The organism is Pseudomonas sp. CFBP 8772, assembly GCF_014841665.1.
Classification (GTDB): domain Bacteria; phylum Pseudomonadota; class Gammaproteobacteria; order Pseudomonadales; family Pseudomonadaceae; genus Aquipseudomonas; species Aquipseudomonas graminis_B.
Genome location: NZ_JACYUI010000003.1, coordinates 308,666 through 333,627 on the forward strand (window position 1 = coordinate 308,666; position 24,962 = coordinate 333,627).

19 protein-coding genes are annotated in these 24,962 nt (G+C 60.8%); 11 read left to right on the forward strand and 8 right to left on the reverse strand.

What is annotated here, in order from left to right; all coding sequences use genetic code 11:
• Nucleotides 1-708 precede the first annotated feature (708 nt).
• Genes IFT99_RS08240 through IFT99_RS08250 form a run of 3 tightly spaced genes read right to left on the reverse strand, consistent with a single transcriptional unit; the run spans nucleotide 709 to nucleotide 4,448 of the window.
• Nucleotides 709-1,935 (reverse strand): c-type cytochrome, encoded by a 1,227-nt coding sequence (locus IFT99_RS08240; RefSeq protein WP_192131463.1) that lies wholly within the window; start codon nucleotides 1,933-1,935, stop codon nucleotides 709-711.
• Entirely contained in the window at nucleotides 1,932-3,695 is a 1,764-nt protein-coding gene (locus IFT99_RS08245) for a GMC family oxidoreductase (RefSeq protein WP_065991625.1), read from the reverse strand. Before IFT99_RS08245 ends, IFT99_RS08240 begins: the two co-directional genes overlap by 4 nt.
• Before the next feature lie 6 nt (nucleotides 3,696-3,701).
• Nucleotides 3,702-4,448: a gluconate 2-dehydrogenase subunit 3 family protein gene (locus IFT99_RS08250; protein ID WP_192131466.1), complete on the reverse strand. Its 747-nt coding sequence runs from the start codon at nucleotides 4,446-4,448 to the stop codon at nucleotides 3,702-3,704.
• A gap of 524 nt (nucleotides 4,449-4,972) precedes the next feature.
• Here IFT99_RS08250 and mrdA point away from each other — a divergent pair.
• From mrdA to IFT99_RS08305, 11 genes are all read left to right on the forward strand, one after another.
• Nucleotides 4,973-6,907, forward strand: a complete 1,935-nt coding sequence (mrdA, locus tag IFT99_RS08255; protein WP_192131468.1) for a penicillin-binding protein 2 — start codon at nucleotides 4,973-4,975, stop codon at nucleotides 6,905-6,907.
• Between the two features lie 135 nt (nucleotides 6,908-7,042).
• Nucleotides 7,043-8,764: a ubiquinone-dependent pyruvate dehydrogenase gene (gene poxB / locus IFT99_RS08260; protein WP_192131470.1), complete on the forward strand. Its 1,722-nt coding sequence runs from the start codon at nucleotides 7,043-7,045 to the stop codon at nucleotides 8,762-8,764.
• A 322-nt stretch (nucleotides 8,765-9,086) separates the two neighbouring features.
• Nucleotides 9,087-10,430, forward strand: coding sequence for a hypothetical protein (locus tag IFT99_RS08265; RefSeq protein WP_192131472.1), 1,344 nt, complete (start codon nucleotides 9,087-9,089; stop codon nucleotides 10,428-10,430).
• A gap of 542 nt (nucleotides 10,431-10,972) precedes the next feature.
• The gene (locus IFT99_RS08270; protein WP_192131474.1) at nucleotides 10,973-12,301 is read left to right on the forward strand and encodes a hypothetical protein; all 1,329 of its coding nucleotides are present in this window, start codon (nucleotides 10,973-10,975) and stop codon (nucleotides 12,299-12,301) included.
• Between the two features lie 361 nt (nucleotides 12,302-12,662).
• Entirely contained in the window at nucleotides 12,663-13,514 is an 852-nt protein-coding gene (locus IFT99_RS08275) for a MurR/RpiR family transcriptional regulator (protein ID WP_192131476.1), read from the forward strand.
• A 178-nt stretch (nucleotides 13,515-13,692) separates the two neighbouring features.
• Nucleotides 13,693-14,247 (forward strand): D-alanyl-D-alanine dipeptidase, encoded by a 555-nt coding sequence (gene ddpX, locus IFT99_RS08280; RefSeq protein ID WP_342214611.1) that lies wholly within the window; start codon nucleotides 13,693-13,695, stop codon nucleotides 14,245-14,247.
• A gap of 217 nt (nucleotides 14,248-14,464) precedes the next feature.
• Nucleotides 14,465-16,021 carry an ABC transporter substrate-binding protein gene (locus IFT99_RS08285; RefSeq protein ID WP_192131480.1) on the forward strand — a complete coding sequence of 519 codons (1,557 nt, stop codon included), beginning with the start codon at nucleotides 14,465-14,467 and terminating at the stop codon, nucleotides 16,019-16,021.
• 123 nt (nucleotides 16,022-16,144) lie between these two features.
• Nucleotides 16,145-17,161, forward strand: a complete 1,017-nt coding sequence (locus IFT99_RS08290) for an ABC transporter permease (protein ID WP_192131481.1) — start codon at nucleotides 16,145-16,147, stop codon at nucleotides 17,159-17,161.
• 1 nt (nucleotide 17,162) lies between these two features.
• Nucleotides 17,163-18,062 carry a D,D-dipeptide ABC transporter permease gene (gene ddpC, locus IFT99_RS08295; RefSeq protein ID WP_192131483.1) on the forward strand — a complete coding sequence of 300 codons (900 nt, stop codon included), beginning with the start codon at nucleotides 17,163-17,165 and terminating at the stop codon, nucleotides 18,060-18,062.
• The gene (locus tag IFT99_RS08300; RefSeq protein ID WP_446731121.1) at nucleotides 18,059-19,099 is read left to right on the forward strand and encodes an ABC transporter ATP-binding protein; all 1,041 of its coding nucleotides are present in this window, start codon (nucleotides 18,059-18,061) and stop codon (nucleotides 19,097-19,099) included. The genes ddpC and IFT99_RS08300 overlap by 4 nt, the downstream gene beginning before the upstream one ends.
• Nucleotides 19,096-20,073, forward strand: coding sequence for an oligopeptide/dipeptide ABC transporter ATP-binding protein (locus tag IFT99_RS08305; protein WP_192131487.1), 978 nt, complete (start codon nucleotides 19,096-19,098; stop codon nucleotides 20,071-20,073). The genes IFT99_RS08300 and IFT99_RS08305 overlap by 4 nt, the downstream gene beginning before the upstream one ends.
• 414 nt (nucleotides 20,074-20,487) lie before the next feature.
• Here IFT99_RS08305 and IFT99_RS08310 read toward each other — a convergent pair whose 3' ends face one another.
• From IFT99_RS08310 to urtC, 5 genes are all read right to left on the reverse strand, one after another.
• Complete coding sequence (locus IFT99_RS08310) at nucleotides 20,488-20,835, reverse strand: FmdB family zinc ribbon protein (RefSeq protein ID WP_192131489.1); 348 nt, start codon at nucleotides 20,833-20,835, stop codon at nucleotides 20,488-20,490.
• A gap of 77 nt (nucleotides 20,836-20,912) precedes the next feature.
• Nucleotides 20,913-22,142: a formamidase gene (gene fmdA / locus IFT99_RS08315; protein ID WP_192131491.1), complete on the reverse strand. Its 1,230-nt coding sequence runs from the start codon at nucleotides 22,140-22,142 to the stop codon at nucleotides 20,913-20,915.
• A gap of 159 nt (nucleotides 22,143-22,301) precedes the next feature.
• Nucleotides 22,302-22,991 (reverse strand): urea ABC transporter ATP-binding subunit UrtE, encoded by a 690-nt coding sequence (gene urtE / locus IFT99_RS08320; protein ID WP_192131493.1) that lies wholly within the window; start codon nucleotides 22,989-22,991, stop codon nucleotides 22,302-22,304.
• Nucleotides 22,992-23,001: 10 nt separating this feature from the next.
• Nucleotides 23,002-23,763: an urea ABC transporter ATP-binding protein UrtD gene (urtD, locus tag IFT99_RS08325; RefSeq protein ID WP_192131495.1), complete on the reverse strand. Its 762-nt coding sequence runs from the start codon at nucleotides 23,761-23,763 to the stop codon at nucleotides 23,002-23,004.
• Nucleotides 23,760-24,941, reverse strand: coding sequence for an urea ABC transporter permease subunit UrtC (gene urtC, locus IFT99_RS08330; protein WP_192131497.1), 1,182 nt, complete (start codon nucleotides 24,939-24,941; stop codon nucleotides 23,760-23,762). Before urtC ends, urtD begins: the two co-directional genes overlap by 4 nt.
• Between the last annotated feature and the right edge of the window lie 21 nt (nucleotides 24,942-24,962).

Sequence of the window (24,962 nt, forward strand, 5' to 3'; positions counted from 1 at the left end):
TTTTTTTACGGGGATCTAGTAATACCTCGTGATAAGACATCGTACAAGTTAATGATGGGAGGTGTATTCAGCTCGCCGCCAAAAAATATCGGTGCCCCGACCTGCCCATTCCCGGCTAAAGCCGGTCCCACTAAAAGCAACGTATGCAGTCAGTGGGACCAGCTTTAGCCGGGAATGGACGCGGAGCGTCAAGGGCTGCATTCCCACGCGGAGCGGGGGAACGATCTAAGCGTTGAGCCGCAGGAGTGATGGCGCCCAAACCGGCCTCTTCCCGGCTAAAGCCAGTCCTACAAAAGCAGCGCGTGCATTCAGTGAGAATGGCAGCAACCTCGACCGTGGAATTGGGTTCAGCCGGGAAGCAGCGGAGCTGCACTTGATCTGCTTTTGATCTTCGTACCCAAATAGTCCAGACGACACCTATCGCGACTTGGGTGCAGGCTGAACGCAGGTTTCGCGGAGTGGGCCGAGCGGCATGGATGCCGCGAGAGCTGCCCCCCGCCATGGATGGCGGATGGCGGCGGGCCCACGGAGCGAGACCGGAGTGAAGGAACCCTGACGAAGGAAGGGCCCAACCAGGAGCAAGCACCCTTGGTTACTTGGGGTGCTTTTCCAAGTAACTCGCCGAAGGCGAAACGTCTGCCCTTAGGCAGACGCCTTTGATCTTCCCCAAGGCCGGGCACGCTCTCAGGCCAGGCAAAGAGCGAAAACCTACTTCGCCCTCAACCCCTCCCGCACATCCTTCACCTCCGCAGCCGAGACCGCCGGCGCCGCATTGCCCCACGTATTACGCACATACGTCAGCACATCCGCGACATTCTCATCCGACAGATTCCAGCCAAACGCCGGCATCGCCGGAGCCGTCGGCGCAGCATCGGTCGCGCCCGCACGACTGCCCGCCAGCACCACACGAATCAACGACGACGGATCGTCGCTGTTCACCAACGGCGCCATCGCCAGTTTCGGGAACAGATTGGCCGCGCCTTCACCCGTCGGCGTATGACACGCCGAACAGCGATCCGCATAAATCGCCTTGCCCGTTACCATCGCCGCATCGCTTGCCGAAACCGGCGTGGCGGCCTCGACCGGCTTGGCGCCATCCTTCAAATACACCGCCACCGCCAGCAAATCCTCATCCTTCCAGTGTTGCGAAGAATGCTCGACTTCCTCGGCCATCGGCCCGGACGCAATGTCGAAACGGTTCGCACCGGTCTTCAGGTACTTGACGATGTCCGCCTCGCTCCACGCACCAATGCCATCGTGGCCAGTGGAGGTGATGTTCGGCGCGACCCAGTTCTGCAGATTGGCGCCGGTGAGGAACTGATCGTTCTTGTCACCGCCAATCAGGTTCTTTGGCGTATGGCACGTGCCGCAGTGCCCGAGGCCTTCCACCAGATACGCGCCGCGGTTCCACTGCTCGGACTTCTGCGGATCGGCCTTGAATTCGCCTTCCTTGAAGTTGATCAGGTTCCAGCCGATCAGGCTGGTGCGCACGTTGAAAGGGAAGGGCAACTGGTTGGTTTCCACCTTGTTTTCCACCGGATCCACCGTCTTCAGGTACGCGAAGATCGCCAGGTTGTCCTCACGCAGCACCTTGGTGTAGGCGGTGAACGGCATGGCGCCGTACAAGCGCTTGCCGTCCAGCCCGTGGCCCTTGGACATGGCATTCTGGAAATCCTCGAAACTCCAGCGGCCGATGCCGGTGGCCGGGTCCGGGGTGATGTTGGCGCCGGCCAGCTTGCCAAACGGCGTATCAAGGATCACGCCACCGGAAAACAGCGGCTTGCCCGGGATGGTGTGGCACGCCGTGCAGTCGCCCAGAGTGGTCAGGTAGCGGCCCTTTTCCACGATGTTGTAGGAATCGGCGCCGGTTGCGGCATGGGCCAGGGAAACAGACAGGCCGATAACGCCTGCGCAGACCGTCAGAAGAGTCTTCATACGCTGATCATCTCCCCTGGACGCTTGAGGTAGCGGGTGCGGATGGCATCCGCCGCTTTGAAAGCCAGCGCCGCGACGGTGCCGGTCGGGTTGTAGCCCGGGTTCTGCGGGAAGGCGGAGGAGCCGACCACGAACAGGTTCGGCACGCCCCACACTTGCAGGTGTTTGTTCACCGAGCTGTTCTTCGGATCGGCGCCCATGATGAAACCGCCAACGATGTGCGACGACTGATACGGCGCGCTGTTCCAGTGCCCTTGCTGGGAGCTGGGCACCATCTGCCGCGGGTTCATGCTCTTGGCGATCTCGCCGACCTTGCCGGTGACGTAGGCGGCCATCTTGCGATCGTTCTCCGGGAAGTCGAAGGTGATGCGCAGCAGCGGGCGACCCAGCGGATCTTTGTAGGTCGGGTCCAGCGACAGGTAGTTGGTTCGCGTTGCGTAGCTGCTCGCTTCACAGCCGATGGACATGGTCGCGGCGTAGTTCTTCACCGTGGCTTTCTTCCATTCCGAACCCCAGGCCGGGGTGCCGGGCGGGAGAGGGCGCGAGTCGATGGGCGCGGCGCCGATCGGGGTCACGCGGGTGCTGCCGCCGCCGACGAAGCCCAGACCCGAGTGGTCGAAGTTGTCGTTGTTGAATTCGTCGATGCCCATGCCGATGGCGCCGCCACCGATAAACGGGTTGAAGTTCTTGTCATCGAAGAACATGCGCACGCTGTTGGCGGTCTGGTAGGCGTAGTTGCGGCCCGTGGTGCCGGTGTTGGTCACCGGGTCGTAGGGCTGGCCGACGCCGGAGAGCAGCATCAGGCGCACGTTTTCGAAGATGAAGGCGCTGATCACTACCAGTTCGGCAGGCTGCTCCCACTCTTCGCCGTTGGCATCCATGTAGACGATGCCGGTGGCGCGTTTGCCGCTGCTGTCCATGGTCACGCGCAGCACTTCACAGTTGGTCATTGCGGTGAAGTTCGGCTTGCGCACCAGGACCGGCAGCACGGTAGTGATGGCGCTGGCCTTGGAGTAGTTGGCGCAGCCGTAGTTGGTGCAGAAACCGCAGAACGTGCAGGCGCCCATGGCCACGCCGAGGGAGTTCACATAGGGCCGTGATTGCAAGGCGGACGGCACTGGAAACGGCTTGTAGCCGAGGTTTCTCGCGGCTTCGGCGAACAGCGTCGGCGCGTAGGTCTGTGCCGTCGGCGGGTTCGGGTATTCCTCGGAGCGCGGCCCTTCGAAAGTATTGCCGCCTTCCTGGATTACACCTTTGATGTTGCCGGCCTTGCCGGAGATGCCCGCCAGGCGATCGAACTTGGCGTAGAAGGGCTCCATTTCGTCCCAGTCAGTGCCCCAATCCTGCAGGGTCAGTTCAGGCGACAACTCTTTGCCGTAACGCTCGCTCAGGTGGCTGTGCAGCCGGAATTCGTGGGGCTGGAAACGAAAGCTGATGCCGGCCCAGTGATTGCCGGCGCCGCCGGTGCCGTTGCCCGGGTGAAACGAGCCCCAGCTGCGCATGGGTAGCGCTGTCTCGGTCACACTGTTACGAATGGTCGTGGTGTTTTGCCGGGTCCTCACCATCAGGTCCTGACGGCGGTTGTAGCGCAGTTCATCCGCCGCCGAGGCAACGTTGAAGTCCGCCGCGGTATCGCGCCATGGGCCGCGTTCGAAGCCGATGATCTTCAGGTTTTCATCGGCCAGTTCATTGGCGATGATGGATCCGGCCCAGCCGAGCCCGACTACCACGACGTCCGTGGAAGGTAGTTTTTTGGCCATGTCGAATTAACCCTTCTTGGTCCAGGCGGAACTGCCGATGATGGAGAGCGGCACCAGATTGAGCTTCTGGTTGTGCAGGCCGATGTACTCGCGGTAGTCGTAGCGGGCACCGGGGAAGCCGATCATTTTCCACGACACCATGTCGCGGTTGCCGCCGTAGACCGGGTCGGCAAAGAAGCCTTCCATGGTGTTGCCGAGCACCTGCTGGAAGAACAATTTGGCGTCGATGCCGTCCAGCGTGATTTCGGCCTTGTCCAGACCGGTCAGGACCTTGTCCTGCTGTTCGGCCGTCAGCGCGCTGAAGCTTTTCTGAAACTGCTTCTGGCAGTAGCCTTCCAGGCCGGCGAGGCCGAGACGGTAGCGCTGGCGCGGCACCAGTTCCGACTGGTCACCTTGCATCGGCGTGCCCTGAACGAAGGGGCCCTGCATGTACAGACGGCTGAAGGTGCCGTACTCGCCGGCCAGTTGGCGGTCGATGAACACCGCGCAACCGGCGTCCTTGCCGCTGACGCTGAGGTCATCGGCGGGGATCAGTCGGGCGACAATGGCTTCCACCGCGAGGGCTTCGGCGTCGGTGAAGAATTGCCAGCCGGGGGTGTCGTAGTGCATCGGTCCGTTGTGGTCGAAGGGCACCCACTGGGGCACACCGACGACGGTGGCGGCCTGGGCCGTGGCAGCTGCACCGACGGCCAGCGTCGTGGCTGAACCTTTCAGCAACTGGCGGCGGGTGAGGCCTTTGGATTGTTCTGTCATTCAGGGCTCCTGCAAAACCACGCCCCCACAGGCCATTGGGGAATGGTCCGTGCCGGGGCTGTGCTCTGCGTTCTTTATCACGGGTATTGCCGCGTATACGATGTGCACGGCAAGTGGCTCTTGGCGGGGTGTGACATTGGGTCTCTGGCACGCCTGCGCGCGAATGGCGCACGCTAAGCGGGGAAATGCCGTAACTGATCCGCATCTTTTCACGCCAACTGCCATGATAGATGTGTTACGCCGTGTTGCGGCTGATGAAATCGGTAAATGACTCTTACCTATTGCGTAACAGTCGGTCTGCAATCGGGTAACAATGGGTCAGATCAGGGGGGCGTGTCCTCCCGCCGAAGCAGCCCACGGGTACAGCCGTTCAGGGCTGACGTCGGCACCAACCTGACAGAATCTTCATCAAGCCAAGTCCTTTGCCAGGGCCACTTCTTGGTATCGTGCACGCCATTTGCGTCCCGCCTGTCCCTGCGGGTTGCTGACTGTGCCGTTTATATATTCACCGAGTAGCTGCAGAAATGCCCGATCCAATACCTTTAAAAGACCACGAGAAGGAAACCCGGCTGGTCAACAAACGCTTGATCGCCTGCGCCGTTTTCGTGGCCATGCTCAGCGTGGCGCTGGTGTGCCGCATGTACTTCCTGCAAGTCACCGAATTCGCCTACCACTCGACCATCTCCGAAAACAACCGCGTCCACGTGCTGCCGATTCCGCCGGAGCGCGGGCTGATCTTCGACCGTAACGGCGTGATCCTCGCCGACAACCGCCCCAGCTTCAACCTGACCATGACCCGCGAGCGCGCAGGCGACTGGCATGCGGTGATCGACGAACTGATGCAAATCCTCAACCTGCCCGACGAAGACCGGATCATCTTCGACAAGGCGATGAAAAACTCGCCCCACCGCTTTGTGCCGGTGACGCTGTTGTATGAGCTGACCGAAGAGCAGATCGCCCTGTTGGCCGTCAATCAGTTCCGCCTGCCGGGGCTGGACGTCGAGGCGCAGTTCGTTCGCCACTACCCTCTGGCGGAGCATTTCGCGCACTCCATCGGCTACGTCGGGCGGATCAACGAGAAAGAGGCGACCCAGCTCGATCAGGTGGAGTACCGGGGCACCCAGTCCATCGGCAAGACCGGCGTCGAGCGCTTCTACGAAAGCGAGCTGCACGGCCATGTCGGCTACGAAGAAGTGGAAACCAACGCCCAGGGTCGGGTGTTGCGCGTGCTCAAGCACACCGATCCAGTGGCCGGCAAAAACATCACCCTGAGCCTGGACATCAAGCTGCAGGAGGCGGCGGAACACGCGCTGGGGGATCGTCGCGGCTCGGTGGTGGCGATTGATCCGGCCACCGGCGAAGTGCTGGCGATGGTCAGCAAGCCGAGTTTCGACCCGAACCTGTTCGTCACCGGGATCAGCTTCAAGGAGTATTCGGCGCTGCGGGATTCGGTCGACCGGCCGCTGTTCAACCGCGTGCTGCGCGGCCTGTACGCCCCGGGTTCGACGATCAAACCGGAAGTAGCGATCGCCGGCCTGGACAGCGGGGTCATCACACCATCGACCCGGGTCTTCGATCCGGGTTACTTCCAGCTGCCGGACTTCGATCACAAATACCGCAACTGGAACCACAGCGGCGATGGCTGGGTGGATTTGAATGCGGCAATCATGCGCTCCAACGACACCTATTTTTATGACCTGGCGCACAAGCTGGGCATCGACCGCATGCACGATTACCTGACCATGTTCGGCATCGGCCAGAAGGTCTCCCTCGACATGTTCGAAGAGTCGGCGGGCCTCATGCCCTCCAAAGAATGGAAGCGCATCACCCGGCGTCAGGCCTGGTTCCCGGGCGAAACCGTGATCCTCGGCATCGGCCAGGGCTACATGCAGGTGACGCCGCTGCAGCTGGCCCAGGCGACCACGCTGATCGCCAGCAAAGGCGTGTGGCACCGTCCGCACCTGGCCAGGGAAATCGGCGGTTCGCCGCCGGTGGACGAGCACCCGATGCCGAACATCGTCCTGCGTGATCCCCACGAGTGGGATCAGGTCAACAATGGCATGCAAGCGGTCATGCACGACCCGCGCGGCATTGCCCGTGCGGCGGCGCAAGGTGCGCAATACCGCATCGCCGGCAAAAGCGGTACCGCGCAAGTGGTGGCGATCAAGCAGGGCGAACGCTACAACCGCAACAAGACCCTGGAGCGGCACCGGGACAACGCGTTGTTCGTCGGTTTTGCGCCGGCCGCCAATCCGAAGATTGTCGTGGCGGTGATGATCGAGAACGGCGAGGCGGGCGGTCGTGTGGCCGGTCCCGTGGTGCGGGAAATTCTGGATGCCTGGCTGCTGGACCCGGACGGCCACCTGAAGCAGCAATACGCCACGCCAAGTGCCACGCCGGTCAATCCGAAAGTGCAGATCGCCGCGCCGAGCAAAGCGGCGGGCCAGCCGCCGGTGTGAGATCCGGCGCTTGCGCGCGGGGGCGTTTACCCAAGATGCACTGAACTGTGCCCGGCGTGACAGGTCGATTTGAGACCACGCGTGAGGTCTGTTCCGGCCTCGCGCGCTCATTCGACTCGACAAGGAACTTGCCCCATGTCCAGCAGAACCATCGCCGACTACCTCGCCCAAACCCTCGCCGCAGCCGGCGTCTCGAAGATCTGGGGCGTCAGCGGCGACAGCCTGAACGGCCTGACCGACAGCCTCCAGCGCCTGGGCAAGATCAAGTGGATGCACACCCGTCACGAAGAAGTCGCGGCGTTCGCGGCAGGGGCGGAAGCAGCGTCCACCGGCAAGCTGGCGGTGTGCGCGGGCAGTTGCGGCCCGGGCAACCTGCACTTGATCAACGGCCTGTATGACTGCCACCGCAGCGGTGTGCCGGTCCTCGCCATTGCGGCGCAGATTCCGTCCTCCGAGATCGGCCTGAATTACTTCCAGGAAACCCACCCCACCGACCTGTTCAAAGAGTGCAGCCACTTCGTTGAAACCGTCAGCACCCCCGAGCAGTTCCCTCGGGTGCTGGAGCGGGCCATGCGCGCGGCCATCAGCCAGCGCGGCGTGGCGGTGATTGTCATCTCCGGCGACGTCGCCCTGAGCGCGGCCCCGGACATCAAACCCGTGTGGGTCGATCACGCGCCTGCGCGGGTCATCCCGGCAGAAGCTGATCTGCAACGCCTGGTGGACATGCTGGACACGTCCAAAGCCGTGACCATTCTCGCCGGCGCCGGCTGTGCCGAGGCCCACGATCAGGTGGTTGCGCTGGCCGAGAAACTCTCCGCGCCAGTGGTTCACGCCCTGCGCGGCAAGCAGTACATCGAATACGCCAACCCCTTCGACGTCGGCATGACCGGCTTGATCGGCTTCAGCTCCGGCTACCACGCGATGATGGCCTGCGACACGCTGGTGATCCTCGGCAGCAGCTTGCCGTACCGCAATTTCTACCCGGAAAAAGCCAAGGTCATTCAGATCGACATCGACCCGACCGCCATTGGCCGTCGCGTGCCGGTCGCCCTCGGTCTGGCGGGGGACATCGGTGAAACCCTCGATGCCGTGTTGCCCCGCCTCAAGGCCCACACGGACCGCAAGTTCCTCGACAAGGCACTGGATCACTACGCCAAGTCCCGCGAAGAACTCGACGAACTGGCCACGCCGTCGGGCCACGGCGAGCCGATTCACCCGCAATACCTGACGCGCCTGGTTGACGCCTACGCCGACCCGGACGCGATCTTCACCGTCGATGTCGGCACGCCGACGCTGTGGGCCGCGCGCTACCTGACCATGAACGGCAAGCGCTCTCTGCTGGGTTCGTTCAACCACGGCTCCATGGCCAACGCGATGCCCCAGGCATTGGGTGCGAAAGCGGCATTCCCGCAGCGGCAAGTGGTGGCGCTCTGCGGCGATGGCGGCTTGTCGATGCTGATGGGTGACCTGCTGTCGATCCGCCAACTGAACCTGCCGATCAAGCTGGTGGTGTTCAACAACAGCTCGCTGGGCTTCGTGGCGATGGAAATGCAGGCGGGCGGCTATGTGCCCCATGACACTGATTTCGACAGCACCAATTTTGCCAACATCGCGATCGGCGCAGGAATTCTGGGGATTCGCGTGGAGGACTCGGCAGACTTGCCGGCCGCGCTGAAGAAAGCCTTTGAACATCCGGGGCCTGTGGTGGTGGATGTCGTGACCGCGAAACAGGAACTGGGCATGCCGCCAAAGATCAAGCTGGCCCAGGCGAAAGGCTTCAGCCTGTTCATGCTCAAGGCCGTGATGAACGGCAAGGCCGACATGGTGCTGGAACTGGCGAAGACCAATTTGCGCTGATAGGTTGTCAAGGGCTGTGTGCAATGCACAGCCCCTTTGATTTATAAGCAGGATAATAAATTAACCCATTCGCACTGTGTGGGAGCGAAAAGCATCTCGCCGGGAAGACCGAACCCTTCCGACATGGTGGTGGTTTAGATTGTTTGGAAATTGATTTGATAGCGAATGGTTTTGTCCTCTGCAACTGACTGTTTTTCTTGTTATTTAATGTCCTCCTGCGCGATTGCCTCCATGGCGTTATGCCGTTGAATAAAGGGTAAATGCCGAATAGGCTGAAGGTTGAGTTATTGTTAAATCAATTGAGCCATTAGGGACAATGATCATGCGCGAAGAACAAATCTCAGCAAGCGCCGATGCGCACGCTGCCGGGGATCGGGACATGGAGATTAATGGTGGACTTGGGGTGCTTAGATCGATGCCTACAACGTTTGCAGTCGATCTCATGGCAGGCTCAATTCAAAAGTTTTACGCCACCACAACAATTCAGCCTTTCGGAGTGGCACCCTCCGAAATTCGCCGTTATTTTCCAACCGGATTCACTGACCAGAATTTCCGTGCAATTGATTTACCGCTGCTTGATGAGGCCAGGCAAGGTGTGATTGATATACAAGGTCTGATCTTCAGTAGAAACAGGGGCGGAGTCGAGACGGTCACAGGCGTTGGGGTTGCCAGGGCAGTCGTCACCGGCGAGGGCTCCGGTGTCTATTACTACCCGGCTGCCGTACGTGTTGTCGACTACTGGGAGAAGGACCCGGTCATTGACCCGATATTTGGCAAAAATGGGGGCATGATGTATGTATTCCGAAAACCAGCTGATGGACCACTGCCCGATCAGGACCTTGGCTGGCCTCATCTTCCATCCTCTCCCTTCAGTACTTACGTGAGCACTGTGAGGGATGACGCGCATGTTTTATTTTGCTGTGGTTTGTTAAAAATAGACTCCGGGAAATATACGTATGTTTTGGTCAAGATAAAACATACGGGAGAGCCATGTGAGGGATTCGGCGATAACGGTGTGCAAATAATCAGCGCCGCGTCTGATCAGGATGCACTGCAGTGGAATGATTATGCAATGCAGGCAGATGGCGGCATCACGTTAGTCGGCGTTACGGCTGCACAGGACGCCGGCGTTGTAATGAGGTATACGTCCGAGGGGGCGTCAGACTCAAGTTACGGGGAGGCGGGGAAAATAATCATCCGTGCCGAGCCCTTCGCCTGTCAACTGACTCACGTCTGTGTCTCTGTAACAGGGGAGGCTACAGTGCTGACCCTGGTGTCTGCACCCGAGCCCTATGCCGCCGTTATAAGGCTGTTGAATAACGGGGAGGCCGATAAAACCTTCAACGAAGGCGCCCCCTTTAAAGTGACCAGCCTGACAGCGAACAAGCCTTGTCTGGCGGTGGACAGTAAAGGGCGGGTTATCGTGGCCGGAGAAAGCGCAATGACGCCACAGGTCGCGTGTGCCGTCCGAATCACCCCCAGCGGCATTCTGGACGATGAATTTGGTGAGGGAGGCTCTAAGGACTACTCCACACTCAAACCCTTTCAAAAAGTTGTCATCATCAGTGGTGCAGACATACTCGCGACAACCGATGACCCTGCGATACCCGGATTTAGAGAAATCGCCAAATTGTTCGGCGAGGCGTCTGAAGATCCAAGCTCGTGAAATATGCCCAGGAGGCCCATTTCTGCATCTCCCAGTGCAGTCACTGCTGGAGCTGATCAAGATCAATCTGCACTGACTCCTAGCAACGACAGGCGCTGCGTGCAATGCGCAGCGCCTCTTTTGCAACACAGGTAAATGTTCGTTGCAGCACGGGGTCAGGTTTAATCCAGTCAGTACGTCGTTTTTATAGTTATTCGATATAACTCCACAGATTTTTTGGAGCCTATTGATTCTGCCACCTAACGAATCAGCCCTTTCATTCGGGTCACGTCATGGCAAAGCGGGACTGAAGTGTTTACCAGCACTGGCCGCTATCGCGAATTGGCTTAAGGTGGCCGGCTTTTAGACTGTTAGCACCTTGCCTGTTAGAACAATTGGAAATTGACCTAATTTCCAATTCTATTTCCCGCCACTAACCTGCTGTTAATTCTGCAGAATTAACGCCGTGATGAATATCATGGACGACTAGCCGCGTGCTTGAAAATAGTGTTCACGCTCATTACTCTTGAGTTTCTCCGTTTACGCAATCAAGGATGAATATCATGAGCAACCCTCGCACAAATCAAGCCAGTCGCGCTCACCAAGCGGGCGATCTTGACACACACTTCGCCGGCGCCGGATATTTAATAGACGTGGCCCGTACGTTCGCACCGGATCCAACCCTGAGCGCTGATCAGAAATTTTATGCGACTGGATTTGGGGGCGTGCTAGGGACTACGGCAAGTACCATTTCCCGGTATACAGCGGATGGCGCGTTAGACACCGATACGACTGGCTCTGGACGAGCTACTTGGCAATGGCCGCTGCCATCGGTAGATGAAGCGAAACGAGCGGTCCTTGATGTTCAGGGACTGATCTTCGGTAAGAACGACGCTGGCGTTGACACCATAACGTGTGTGGGTGTGACGTGGGAAACAGTGTCTGCCAGAGCTTCCAGCTTTAACTATTTTCCCGCTGCCATCCGCCTTGAGGCGTCGGGAGAGCCTGACAAATCTTTTGGCGAAGGCGGGGTCAAGATTTACCCGTTCGTTCAAGACCCAATTGAAAACCCGGCCTGGGATCGTCGCTCTCCGGCCTATCGCTCTTATCGGGCGACCAGGCAAGCCCAAGGGGGATTTTTATTCAGCTGCCCCCTGATCGCTGGTATTTCAAAAAAGGCAATGTACGTTGTGGTCAAAGTCAACTCGGATGGGAGTCCTGATAAGAGTTATGGGGACGACGGCGTGCTGGTTATTTCTCCACCCGCCGGTGTTGACGCTCCAACCTGGACTGATTACGGAATCGATAATGCCGGGGATATGACGCTCGTCGGCGCCGAACATGGCTACGGGAACGGCGTTTTAAGCCGATACGGCTCCGATGGGAAGTTGGATGGGGGCTATGGAACTGGCGGGATCCTTGTCTACTCTGTCGCGACGGTGGACTCCTACATCACTCAAATCCACGTATCACCCGACGACGGAAGTACCACGTTGTTACTCTCCCTCGGCGAGCCACGGCAGTGTGCCGCCGTGGCCAGATTATTGAAGGATGGCTCCAGCGATCCTGATTTCAATCAGGGCATGCCGGTCGTTCTTACCGATGTGGTGGTGCCGCTGGCGAACCTTGCCGTGGACGTGAAGGGGCGCACGGTCGTTGCTGGCAGGAGCGTAATCGATCCCACCGTGCTGCGAGTAATCAGGTTGACTTCCGCAGGACAATTTGATGCAAGCTTTGGCGCGAACGGATCTCAGGGATACCCGACGCTTCTCGGCGTGGACGGAATGGCAATCCAGAATGGCGTAGACATCCTCCTGCGTACAAACGACACGGACGAGGTCGATATCAATACGGCGGAGCTCGTCAGAATCTTCGGAGAAGACATGGCCTGAAGCAGATTCTGCGCACGTCCGTTCCAGTAATGACAGTGAGAGTGAGCAACCACTTTCAGCCATGATTCTGCTGGAGCGGACGAGTACGCGCAGATTGAACAACGGACCTTTTGAACGCCCTCCCTGCGTATAAATTGCCTCTCTCCATTCACCCAATCGTCCAACCATTTTTGCCCGGTAAAAGGGCATTTATGCGCGTGCCCGCACCACCCTGAGCCAGGTTTTTCTGCGGTTGAATCTTCTTGAAATAATAGTTGTGGCCTCTCGAAAACCGATGTTATGTTGGTAACATCCTGTAGTGAAGTGCTCGGTCAATAACATTTTCCGGCACTCCGCTTCACCCGATTCAGGCTGCTAACCCATGCAGAAAACCACGTTCATCGACACCCTGGAACAGCGATTCAGCGATTTGACGCCGACGGGCAAGCGCATCGCCGGCTACCTGTTGGCCAACCCGCAGAAGCTGCCGTTCGAGACCGCTGACAGCATCGCCCAGCAGACCGGCACCACCGGTATTTCGGTGGGGCGGTTCCTGCGCTCCCTGGGCTACCGCAACATTGACGACGTCAAACAGAGCCTGCGCGGCGACACCGCCAGTCCCTGGGTGATTACTGATCGGCTCGGCGCGTTTCGTGAAGAAAACACCCAGGGTGATGCACTGGAACGTTCGATGAACCGTGAGCTGGAAGCGATCCAGCGGGTCTATGCTCTGGCCCGTGGCGAAACCTTCGCCCGCATCGTTGAGCGGCTGCACAGCGCCGACGCGGTGTTCATCGTCGGCATTCAGACCACCCGCGGCATCCTCAACGCGTTTTTCAATCACCTGGAGTACATCCGGCCCAAGGTGTATTACGTCGACGGCCTGTCCGGCACCTATGCCGAATCGCTGAACTCGCAATTCGAAAATCCCTACGCCGTGATCGCCGACTTCCGCACCTATTCCGCTGTTACGCGGACCTTCTGCGAAGTCGCCCATCAGCAGAACGTCGGGCTGGCCTTCATCACCGATTTTCACTGCCCGTGGGCGCGGGATTACCCGAGCGACCTGCTCCAGCTCGACGCCGACGTGGGGCAATTCTGGGATTCCCTGGCGCCGCTGACGTGCCTGTTTAATTTGATGGTGTCGGCGGTGGCCGAGCGCTATGGCGATCGCCTCGACCAGAGGCTGGCGAAGAACCGTGAGCTGCAACAACTGTTTGGCCAGTTTGAATAGCCAAAGCTTCCCGGCTAAGGCCGGTCCCACAGGGGCAACAGCTTCCCGGCTGAAGCCGGTCCTACGGGAGGCAGCCGAGCCCGCTGCATGACTCGCTTTTAGTAGGACCGGCTTCAGCCGGGAAGCTCTACCCCCTCAATACATGATGAATGAAGAAGCTGATCTGGAGTGTCGTTACGTGAAAAGCCCCCTCGTCGAAGTCGACGCCCACGCGCTGCAGGTCGAGGTCGACTTGATCTACGCCGGCGTCGACAACCTCGCCGGCAAGCAGATTTACCAGGACCCGCGCTGCCTTTTGCACCGCGACGCCGAGCGTTGTCTGCGCAAGGCCAGCACCCTGGCGCGCCAGGCCGGTTTGCGCCTGCGCCTCTTCGATGCTTATCGCCCGGGCTACGCGCAGTACCTGCTGTGGCAGGCGCTGCCCAACCCCGAATACGTGCGCGACCCCAGCCTGGGTTCCCACCACACCCGTGGCGTCGCGGTGGACCTGACCCTGATCGACGCGAGCGGCACAGCCCTGGACATGGGCACCGGTTTCGACGACATGCGCGAGCAGTCCCATCAGTTTTTCGCTGATTTGCCCGCCCACGTTCAGCGCAATCGTCTGCTCCTGCTGGGGATCATGCTGGCCGCGGGATTCACCTACATCGACAGCGAGTGGTGGCATTACGAACTGCCCGACGCCGAGGACTACCCGCTGATCGACGACGGCTCGATCCAGCCCGCTGACTGAACACCAAACACGCAGTACGCAGCACAAAACAAGACACACGAACACACGAACACACGACCGGGACGACCACGAATCCCGGCTGAATCTGGCGTCACCCGACCTCGCGAGAGCAGGGCGTGCCATTTCCCAGGCCTGAGGCCTGTGAGCTTTAACTGCCCGGTATAGCTTCAATAACAAACCTGACGAACTTCCCTACATCGACGATCAAGGAACCGGCATGAAATCAATCTTCACCCCTCGCACCCTGGCGATGGCACTCCTCTGCACCGCCATGGGCCTCGGCGCCTGGCAATCGGCCAGCGCAGCCGTGCCCCAGGACACCCTGATGATCGGCAAACCGTCCGACCCGCAAACCCTCGACCCGGCCGTGACCATCGACAACAACGACTGGACCGTGACCTACCCGGCGTACCAGCGACTGGTCACCTACAAGGAAGAAAACGGCAAGGGCAGCACCGAAGTGGCGGGGGAGCTGGCCAGCAGCTGGACCACCTCGGCGGACAACCTGACCTGGGAATTCAAGCTCAAGCCCGGCAACAAGTTTGATGACGGCGCCGAGGTCAACGCCGAAGCGGTGAAGTTCTCCTTCGACCGGGTGATGAAGCTCAAGCAAGGCCCGTCCGGTGCGTTTCCCGATGACATGGCCGTCTCGGTGGTCGACCCGCTGACCGTGCGCTTCACCCTCAAAGCGCCGTACGCGCCGTTCCTCTCGACGCTGGCCCACAACGGCGCGGCGATCATCAACCCGGACGTGGCGAAGAAAGCCGAAGGCGCCGACGCCTACCTGTCGAACCACACCGCAGGTTCTGGTGCGTTCAAGCTGGTCAACTGGCAGAAAGGCCAGGCGCTGACCATGGAGCAGAACAGCTACTACGCCGGCCCCAAGCCGACCCTGAAAAAGGTCGTGGTGAAGATCATCAGCGAGGCCTCGGTGCGTCGGCTGCAGCTGGAACACGGCGACCTGGACATCATCGAAGACATGCCCGAAGACCAGCTCGAAGCGCTGGCGAAGAAATCCGGCATTGTCGTCGGCGACTACCCGTCGCTGCGGGTGACGCTGCTGTACCTCAACACCCAGAAAGCGCCGATGAACAACCCCGATGCGCGGCGCGCGATTGTCGAATCCCTCGACTACGACGGCATCATCAACGGCATCCTGAAAGGCAAGGCCAAGCCGCTCAATGGCCCGATCCCCCAGGGCATGTGGGCGTATGACGAGAAGCTGCCGGCGTTCAAGCAGGACATGGAAAAGGCCAAGGCGGACCTGGCGAAAGTCTCGCCCAAGGTCAGCAACCTGACATTCATGTACTCCGACAAAGACCCGAACTGGGAGCCCATCGGCCTGACCCTTCAAGCCGGCCTGCAACCCCTGGGCGTGAACCTCAAGCTGGAGAAGCTCGCCAACGCCAGCATGCGCGAGCGCCTGGGCACCGGGGACTTCGACATCGCCATCGGTTCGTGGAGCCCGGACTTCGCCGACCCCTACATGTTCATGAACTTCTTCTTCGACTCGAAGCTGAAAGGCCTGGCCGGCAACCGTTCGTTCTATGACAACCCGGCCGTGGACAAACTCATCCGCGAATCGGCGACCACCAACGACATGGCCAAGCGTACCGAGCTGTACCAGCAGGCGCAGAAGATCGTGCTCAACGACAGCGTCTACGCCTACCTCTACCAGAAGGCCTACACCTTGCCGATGAGCGAAAAGGTCAAGGGCTACGTGTTCAACCCGATGCTGGAACAGGTGTTCAACGTCGGCACGATCACCAAGTAAGCGCTGCATCCCGTCAATCGCTGTGACTCACAGGGCCCTGCAAGTGAGGCGGGGTCCTGTGGAGCAGCGCTGTGTCCGCGAGCTGTTTCGCGTTATTGATCCACTGCGTGACCGAGGTGCCCCATGGCCTTCCTGAATATGCTGCGCAAACGCCTGGGCGGCCTGCTGCTGGTGGTGTTCGGCGTTTCCCTGATTACCTTTTCCATCTCGCACCTGATTCCGGGCGACCCCGCGCGACTGATCGCCGGCGACCGCGCCACCGACGCCATCGTCGACAACATCCGCCACCAGTTGGGGCTGGACCTGCCGCTGTATCAACAATACGGCCGCTACATGCTCGACCTGCTGCACGGCGACCTGGGCACGTCGATTCGCACCCATCGCCCGGTGCTCGAAGACTTGCAGGCGTTCTTCCCGGCAACCCTGGAACTGGCGCTGACGGCGCTGACCTTGTCGATTCTGGTGGGCGTGCCATTGGGCGTGCTCTCGGCGGTGTACCACAACCGCTTTATCGATCAGGTCGCGCGCACCCTGGCAGTAACGGGGATTTCGACCCCGGCATTCTGGCTCGGCCTCGGCCTGATCGTGCTGTTTTACGGCCAGCTGAACTGGCTGCCCGGCAGCGGGCGGCTTGACGAGGGGCTGGACCCACCCCGAACCATCACCGGTTTTTACCTGATCGACACACTGCTGGCAGGCGATACCGCACTGTTCTTCAACACCCTGCAGCACCTGATTCTGCCGGCCATCACCCTGGGCTTCGTCAACTTGGGCGTGGTCGCGCGGCAGATCCGCTCGGCGATGCTCGACCAGCTCGGCGAAGACTACATCCGTACCGCGCGCGCCTACGGGCTGTCGAAGTGGGCGGTGATTCTGCGCCACGCCTTGCCCAACGCGTTGATTCCTTCGGTGACCGTACTGGGCCTGACCTTGGGCGATCTGCTCTACGGCGCGGTGCTCACCGAAACGGTGTTCGCCTGGCCGGGCATGGGCGCTTACGTGGTCAAGTCGATCCAGTCGCTGGATTTCCCGGCGGTGATGGGTTTCGCGATCATGGTTTCCTTCATTTACGTGCTGCTGAACATGGCGATCGATCTGCTGTACCGCCTGATCGATCCGCGCATTGGCGAGGTCAACTGATATGACTACCCCGATCACCGCGCCCGCCGTGGCGCCACTGCCGGCCGCCTCGCGCTGGCAGGATAAATGGGCGTATCTGGCCCACCAGATCCGCCGCAGTCCGCTGACCATGGCCGGGCTGCTGATCACCGTGATGGTGCTGTTGGTGATGGCCTTCGCGCCGTGGCTCGCGTCCCATGATCCCAATGCACTGAACCTGACCCAGCGCCTGGCCGCGCCGTCCGCCGCCCACTGGTTCGGCACCGACGAAGTGGGCCGCGACCTGTTCAGCCGGGTGCTGTACGGCAGCCGGCAATCCGTCGGCGTTGGCCTGTTCGTGGCCTTCGCGTCGTGCTTTGCCGGCGGCTTGCTGGGTTGCATGTCCGGGATCATTGGCGGGCGCTTTGACGGTCTGATCATGCGCCTGATGGACATCATGCTCTCGGTGCCGTCGCTGGTGCTGATCATGGCTCTGGCCGCCGCACTGGGCCCGAGCCTGTTCAACGCCATGCTGGCGATCACCTTGGTGCGGATTCCGTTCTACGTGCGCTTGGCCCGAGGTCAGGCCCTGAGCATTCGCCAGATGGGTTACGTCAAGGCCGCCGAAACCTTCGGCGCCGGGCGCTGGCACATGGTCATCTGGCACGTGGCGCGCAACGCCATGCCGCCGTTGCTGGTGCAGCTGAGCCTGGACATCGGCAGCGCCATCCTCATGGCCTCGGCCCTGGGCTTCATCGGCCTCGGCGCGCAACAGCCGACGGCGGAGTGGGGCGCCATGGTCGCGACCGGGCGCAACTACATCCTCGATCAATGGTGGTACTCGACCTTTCCCGGCCTGGCGATTCTGATCACCGCGACCGGTTTCAACCTTTTGGGCGACGGCGTGCGTGACTTGCTCGACCCACGGCAGCAGGGGAAATGACCATGCAGGCTTCCGCTCAACAACCTCTGGCCGAGCAGGCCCCGGTGCTGGTCATCGACGACCTGCGCATCGAATTCCCGGCGTACAAGAGCACCGTCAAAGCGCTCAACGGCGTCTCGCTGCACGTTAATCCGGGTGAGATCGTCGGGGTCATTGGCGAGTCCGGCTCGGGCAAGTCGGTCACCGCGATGCTCAGCCTGCGCCTGCTGCCGGAGCGTTCTTACGACGTGAAAGGCGGCAGCCTGAGCATTTTGGGCCGCGACATGCTCACCGCTAAAGAGAAAGACCTGCTAAGTGTCCGTGGCCGCGACGCCGCGATGATCTTTCAGGAGCCCATGACCGCCCTCAATCCGACCCGCTGCATCGGCCGGCAGATGCTCGACGTGATCATCCATCACCAGCGCCTGAGCAAGGCCGACGCCAAGGCCAAAGCCATCGCGTTGCTGCGCGACATGCACATCGCCGATCCCGAGCAGGTGATGAACAGCTACCCCTTCGAGCTCTCCGGCGGCATGCGTCAGCGGGTGATGATCGCGTTGGCGTTCTCCTGCGATCCGCAATTGCTCATCGCCGACGAACCGACCACCGCGCTGGACGTCACGGTGCAGCGGCAGGTGCTGTTGCTGCTGCGGGAAAAAGCCCGCGCGCGGGGCACGGCGATTTTGCTGATCACCCATGACATGGCGCTGGTGTCGCAGTTCTGCGACCGGGTGTACGTGATGTACACCGGCGCGGTGGTGGAGCAGGGCGTCACCGCGCAGGTGATGGCCGACCCCCGACATCCGTACACCCAAGGCCTGCTCAGCGGGTTGCCGGAGCAGGTCGAACCGGGCCAGGACCTGATGACCATTCCCGGCCAGGTGCCCAACCTTTCGGCGTTGCCGGAGGGCTGCACCTTCCTGGATCGCTGCGCCTTCGGCACGGCTCAATGCCTGCAACGCCCGCCTATGCAGGTCATCGACGCCGCCGCAGACCGCAAAAGCGCCTGCTGGTTGAGCGCGCCTTCACACGCCACCCCACAGGAGTCGCGGCCATGAACCGTTCAGCGCTGCAGACATTGCCCGGCGCAAGCCCGACCATCCTCGGCCTGCAGGACGTGCGCGTGCATTACCCGATGGGCAAGGACTGGCTTGGCCGACCCAAGGCCCAGGCCCACGCCCTGAACGGCATCGATCTGCAGGTCCGCTCCGGCGAGACTCTCGGTGTAGTGGGAGAGTCTGGCTGCGGCAAAAGTACGCTGGCGCAGTTGCTGATGGGCTTGATCAAGCCGACGTCCGGGCGACTCGACTGGATCTACAACAGCGACAAGGAACGCAGTAGCAACGTGCAGATTGTGTTTCAGGACCCGCAATCGTCCCTCGACCCGAGGCTGTCGGTTTGGAAGATCATCACCGAGCCGCTGTTCGTGCAGCGTTCGGCGCCGCGCCACGAGATGCGTGCCATTGCCGCGAAGGTGGCGGCTCAGGTGGGCATTCGCACGGAATACCTGGATCGTTTTCCTCACCAGTTTTCCGGGGGGCAGCGTCAGCGGATTGCGATTGCCCGGGCGCTGTCCTCCAACCCGGACATCATCGTTCTCGACGAGCCAACGTCGGCGCTGGATATTTCAGTGCAGGCGCAGATTCTCAATCTGCTGGCCGAGCTGCAGCGCAGCCGCGACCTGACCTACATCCTGATCTCCCACAACGTCTCGGTGGTGCGACACATGGCCGACCGGGTGGCGGTGATGTACCTGGGGCAGATTGTGGAGTTGGGCACGGCGGCGGAAGTGCTTGAGCGGCCGCGTCATCCGTATACGCAGCTGTTGCTGGAGGCAGTGCCGCGTTTGGGGGTGGCGGTGGACGATGGGCAAGTGTCGGCGCCGACCGAGCTGCCGGGCAATCGAACGTTGCCGACGGGGTGTTTTTTTCGGGATCGCTGCCCGAAAGCCACCCACGGCTGCGAAAAGCCCCAGGCGTTACTACCGGCAAAAGGCGGTGAGGCGTCCGTGCGCTGTCATCTCGAGTCGTAAGTGAGGAGGGAACTCGACTGGGGAGCGACTGACTGGGAAGGGGACTGATTTATTTACAGCGCTTCACCGTAAATCAATCTGTCTCCCGGCTCGGTTCTGCCATCGGGGACAGATTGATTTATCAAAGAAGCGCGATAAATAAATCAGTCCCCTATAAACAAGTCCCCTATAAACACCGTCCCCTATAAACACCCTGAAGATCAATGGCTGTTCATCCACGGTCGGCCCGCTGGCTTGCCTTTCAGCAGTGGGGAGGGGATTTGGGGAGGGGACTGATTTATTTACAGCGCTTCACCGTAAATTAATCTGTCTCCCGGCTCGCTTATGCCATCGGGGACAGATTGATTTATCAAAGAAGCGCGATAAATAAATCAGTCCCCTATAAACACCCATAAACAATAAACACCCTAAAGATCAATGGCTGATCATCCACGGTCGGCCCGCTGGCTTGCCTTTCAGGGCGTGGGGATTGGCTTTGGTGGGTTCGAGCCGTTTCGTCGGGCCGCAGCAACTGCAACCGCTGGGGTGGCCCCGGCTTTCCTCGTACTGGTCCAGGGTTTTTGGCGCGTGGGCGCTTTGCTCATTGCGGGCGATGGCGCTGCGGGTGTTGCCGGCCATCGTGCTCAGCCCCGGCGCGGAGAGAATCACCCGCAGGCTCGATGCGCCGCACGCCGGGCACTCGCACGGCAGCGCGCTCTCGGCCATGGGTCGCAGCGAAGTGAAATCCCCGCATTCAGGGCAGTCGTATTCGTACATGGGCATGGCTCAAATCCTTTAGTCGGCGTGGGTTCTGCAGGCGCGAATTCCTTCGCGACTGCAGGTCAGGCGTCAGCCCAGCGTTACTTATCCTGCGCGATCGGCAAGTCCACGGTGCCGTCGATGAATTTTGTCGGGCCGTTGGCGTTGGGGTTGATGTCGAATTTGAAGATCTCGGTCGGCAGCCACAACGTCGCGCACGCGTTGGGGATGTCGACCACGCCGCTGATGTGACCCTGCACCGGTGCCGAGCCCAACAGCGAGTAACCCTGGGCCGGGGAGTAACCGAACTTGGTCATGTAGTTGATCGCGTTCAGGCACGCCTGGCGGTAGGCGATGTTGACGTCCAGGTAGTGTTGCTGGCCGGCTTCGTCGACCGAGATGCCTTCGAAGATCAGGTAGTTGTTGTAGTTCGGCACGATAGGACTTGGCTTGAAGACCGGGTTTTTGATCCCGTACTTGGCCATGCCGTCCTTGATCAGCTCGACGCGCATGTGCACCCAGCCGGCCATTTCGATGGCGCCGCAGAAGGTGATTTCGCCGTCGCCCTGGCTGAAGTGCAAGTCGCCCACGGACAGACCCGCGCCGTCGACGTAGACCGGGAAGAATACTTTCGAGCCCCGGGACAGGTCCTTGATGTCACAGTTGCCGCCGTGCTCACGGGGCGGCACGGTGCGGGCGCCCGTGGCGGCGGCGAGGTCGCGGGCCGGGCCTTTGAGTTTGCCCAGGTGCGCCGTGCTGGCGCAGGGCGGACAGGCCAGGGCCGGGACGCGGTCCGGGTCGGTGTCGATCAGTTCCTGTTCGCGGCGGTTCCATTCGGCGAGCATCTTGTGGTCCGGCAGGCAGCCGATCAGGCCGGGGTGAATCAAACCTGCGAACTCGACGCCGGGAATGTGCCGGGAGCTGGTCATCATGCCTTTGAAATCCCAGATGGATTTCTGCGCCAGCGGGAAATGCTCGGTGAGGAAGCCGCCGCCGTTCTGCTTGGAGAAGAAGCCGTTGAAGCCCCATTGCGAATCGGCCCGGGCGCCGATGTCCAACAGCTCCACCACCAGCAGGTCGCCGGGCTGGGCGCCGTGCACACCCACCGGCCCGGAGAGGTAATGCACGGTGGTCAGGTCGACGTCGCGGACGTCGCTGGCATCGTCGTTGTTCTTGATCGCGCCAGCGGTCCAGTCGTAGGTTTCGAGGATGAAATCATCCCCCGGCTTGACCCAGCAAGCCATCGGGATGTCCGGGTGCCAGCGGTTGTGGATCTGCTCGTTTTCGGTGACAGGCTGGTTGAGGTCGACTTTGATCAAGGTATCGGTCATGGGGGGTTCTCCTTGGGTTTCGGGTCAATCAAATAGGGCGTGGAGGTCCACGCTGACGCCATCGCGAGCAAGCTCACTCCTACAAGAGCGCACCCCAACTGTAGGAGTGAGCTTGCTCGCGATTACGTCCGATCTGACGCTGCATATCTCCGGGCCTTGCTACACCGACAAATACCGACTGATCGTCGCTTCATCGACGTTGCCCCGGGTTTCTTCGATGACGAAGCGGCCTTTCTCGATCACCAGCAACCGGTCGGCGATTTCCAGGGTGAAGGACAGCACCTGCTCGGAGACGATGATCGTCAGGTTGCGCAGGGTGCGGATCTCTTTGAGGGTGCGGGCGATGTCCTTGATGATCGACGGCTGGATGCCTTCGGTGGGCTCGTCGAGCAATAACACCTTGGGATTGGTCGCCAGGGCCCGGGCGATCGCCAGTTGCTGTTGCTGGCCGCCGGACAGGTTGCCGCCGCGTCGGCTGCGCATGTCGAACAGCACCGGGAACAGCGCGTACAGGTCTTCCGGCACCTGGCCGCCCGCTGAGGCGGGGAGGCCGGTCTGAATGTTTTCCAGCACGCTCATCGACGGAAAAATCATCCGGCCCTGGGGCACGTAGGCCATGCCCTCGGTGACACGGTTATGGGTTTCCATGGCGGACACGTCCACGCCGTCCAGATGAACCTGGCCGCTCCATTGCGGCAGGATGCCCATCAGGCTTTTGAACAGGGTCGTCTTGCCCATGCCGTTGCGGCCCATCACCGCGACGATTTCCTGTTTCTGCACCGAGAGGCTCAGGTCGTGGAGGATCTGACTCTGGCCATAGCCACACGCCAGCTGCTGAATGTTGAACATGCTGCGCTCCTTAATGGCCCAGATAGACTTCGATGACTTTCGGGTTGTTCTGCACCGACTCCATGCTGCCTTCGGCCAGCACCTTGCCTTGATGCAGCACCGTCACCTTGTGCGCGATGCTCTTGACGAACTCCATGTCGTGCTCGATCACCAGCACCGAGCGGCCCTGGCTGATGCGATTCAACAGGTCCGCGGTTTGCGCCCGCTCGCTGACACTCATGCCCGCCACCGGCTCGTCGAGCATCAGCAGTTCCGGGTCCTGCATCAGCAACATGCCAATCTCCAGCCACTGCTTCTGGCCGTGGGATAACAGGCCCGCCTGCTGCTGCAGCCAGTCACCGAGGAAGATCTCGGCGGCCACTTGATTGACCCGGTCCAGCACCTCCTGAGTGCGCTTGAAAAACAGCGCGCCGAACACTGACCGGCCCGCCGGAAACGACATCTCCAGGTTCTCGAACACGCTCAGGTTGTCGTAGATCGACGGCGTCTGGAATTTGCGCCCGACCCCTGCGCGGACGATGTCGTACTCGTTCATTTTGGTCAGCTCGCGGTCCTTGAACTGGATGCTGCCGCCCGTGGCCCGGGTCTTGCCGCAGATCAGGTCGAGGACCGTGGTCTTGCCCGCACCGTTGGGGCCGATGACCACCCGCACTTCGTTGCGGTCGATGTACAGGTTGAGGTCGTCCACCGCCTTGAAGCCGTCGAACGAAACGGTCAGCCCTTCAATGGCCAGGACCGGTTTGTTCATCTGAAAGCCTGTGGCGCGGGTCATGGCTGAATCTCCATCGGGCTGGCAGCTTGCTTGTCAGCGGGGGCGGGGGTTGGCGTGATGACCGGGGCAGGGGAGGCAATCACCGGTGCCGGCTTGCGCGTCACGCCCGACAACCATTTGCGCCCGTGGCTTTCCCACAAACCGGCCAGGCCGTTGGGGAAATACATGACCACGGCGATGAACAGCCCGCCCATGAGGTACAGCCACAATTCGGGGAACGACTCGGAGAAGTAGGTCTTGCCGTAGTTCACCAGCAGCGAGCCGTATACCGCGCCCAGCAGCGACATGCGCCCACCGACGGCGGCGAAAATCACCATCTCGATGGACGGCACGATGCCCACAAACGACGGCGACATGAACCCCACCTGCAAGGCGAACATCGCCCCGCCGATGGCCGAGAAACACGCCGCGACGCAGTACACGAAAACCTTGAACGCCGCCACGTCGTAACCCGAAAACCGTACCCGCTCTTCCTTGTCGCGCATGGCCATCAGCAGCCGGCCCAGCTTGGAGGCGAGGATGAATTTGCCAAACAGGATGCAGGCGAACAGCAGCCCTGCATTGACGAAGTACAACAGCAGCCTGGCGCTGTCGCTGCGGATGTCCCAGCCAAGGAGCGTCTTGAGGTCTGTGATGCCGTTGATCCCGCCGGTCAAGCCTTGCTGGCCGATGATCAGCACCGTGAGGATCAACGCGATGGCCTGGGTGACGATGGAAAAATACACATCGCCCACCCGGCGTCTGAACAGCGCGACGCCAATGATCAAGGCCAGCAGCACCGGCAACACGATGATCGCGATCAAGGTGAACGTGAAGCTGTGAAACGGCGCCCACAGCCCGGGCAGTTCGGTGATCTGGTTCCAGTCCATGAAGTCCGGAATCCCGGGCGTGGACTGGATCTTTGTGCTTTCCGGATCGGAGGCTTCGAGCTTGAGGAACATCGCCATGCAATACCCGCCCAGGCCGAAGAACACCCCTTGGCCCAGGCTGAGAATGCCGCCGTACCCCCAGCACAACACCAGGCCCACGGCGACGAACGCGTAGGTCAGGTATTTGCCCACCATGTTCAGGCGAAAGGCGTCCAGGGTCAGGGGGAAGACCACCAGAATCAGGGCCGCGAGTATCAGCAGGCCGACCACGCCCTGGCGTCCGCCGAGCATTTTGTTTAGCGCGTTCATGGGGCTACCTCTCTGGCGCAC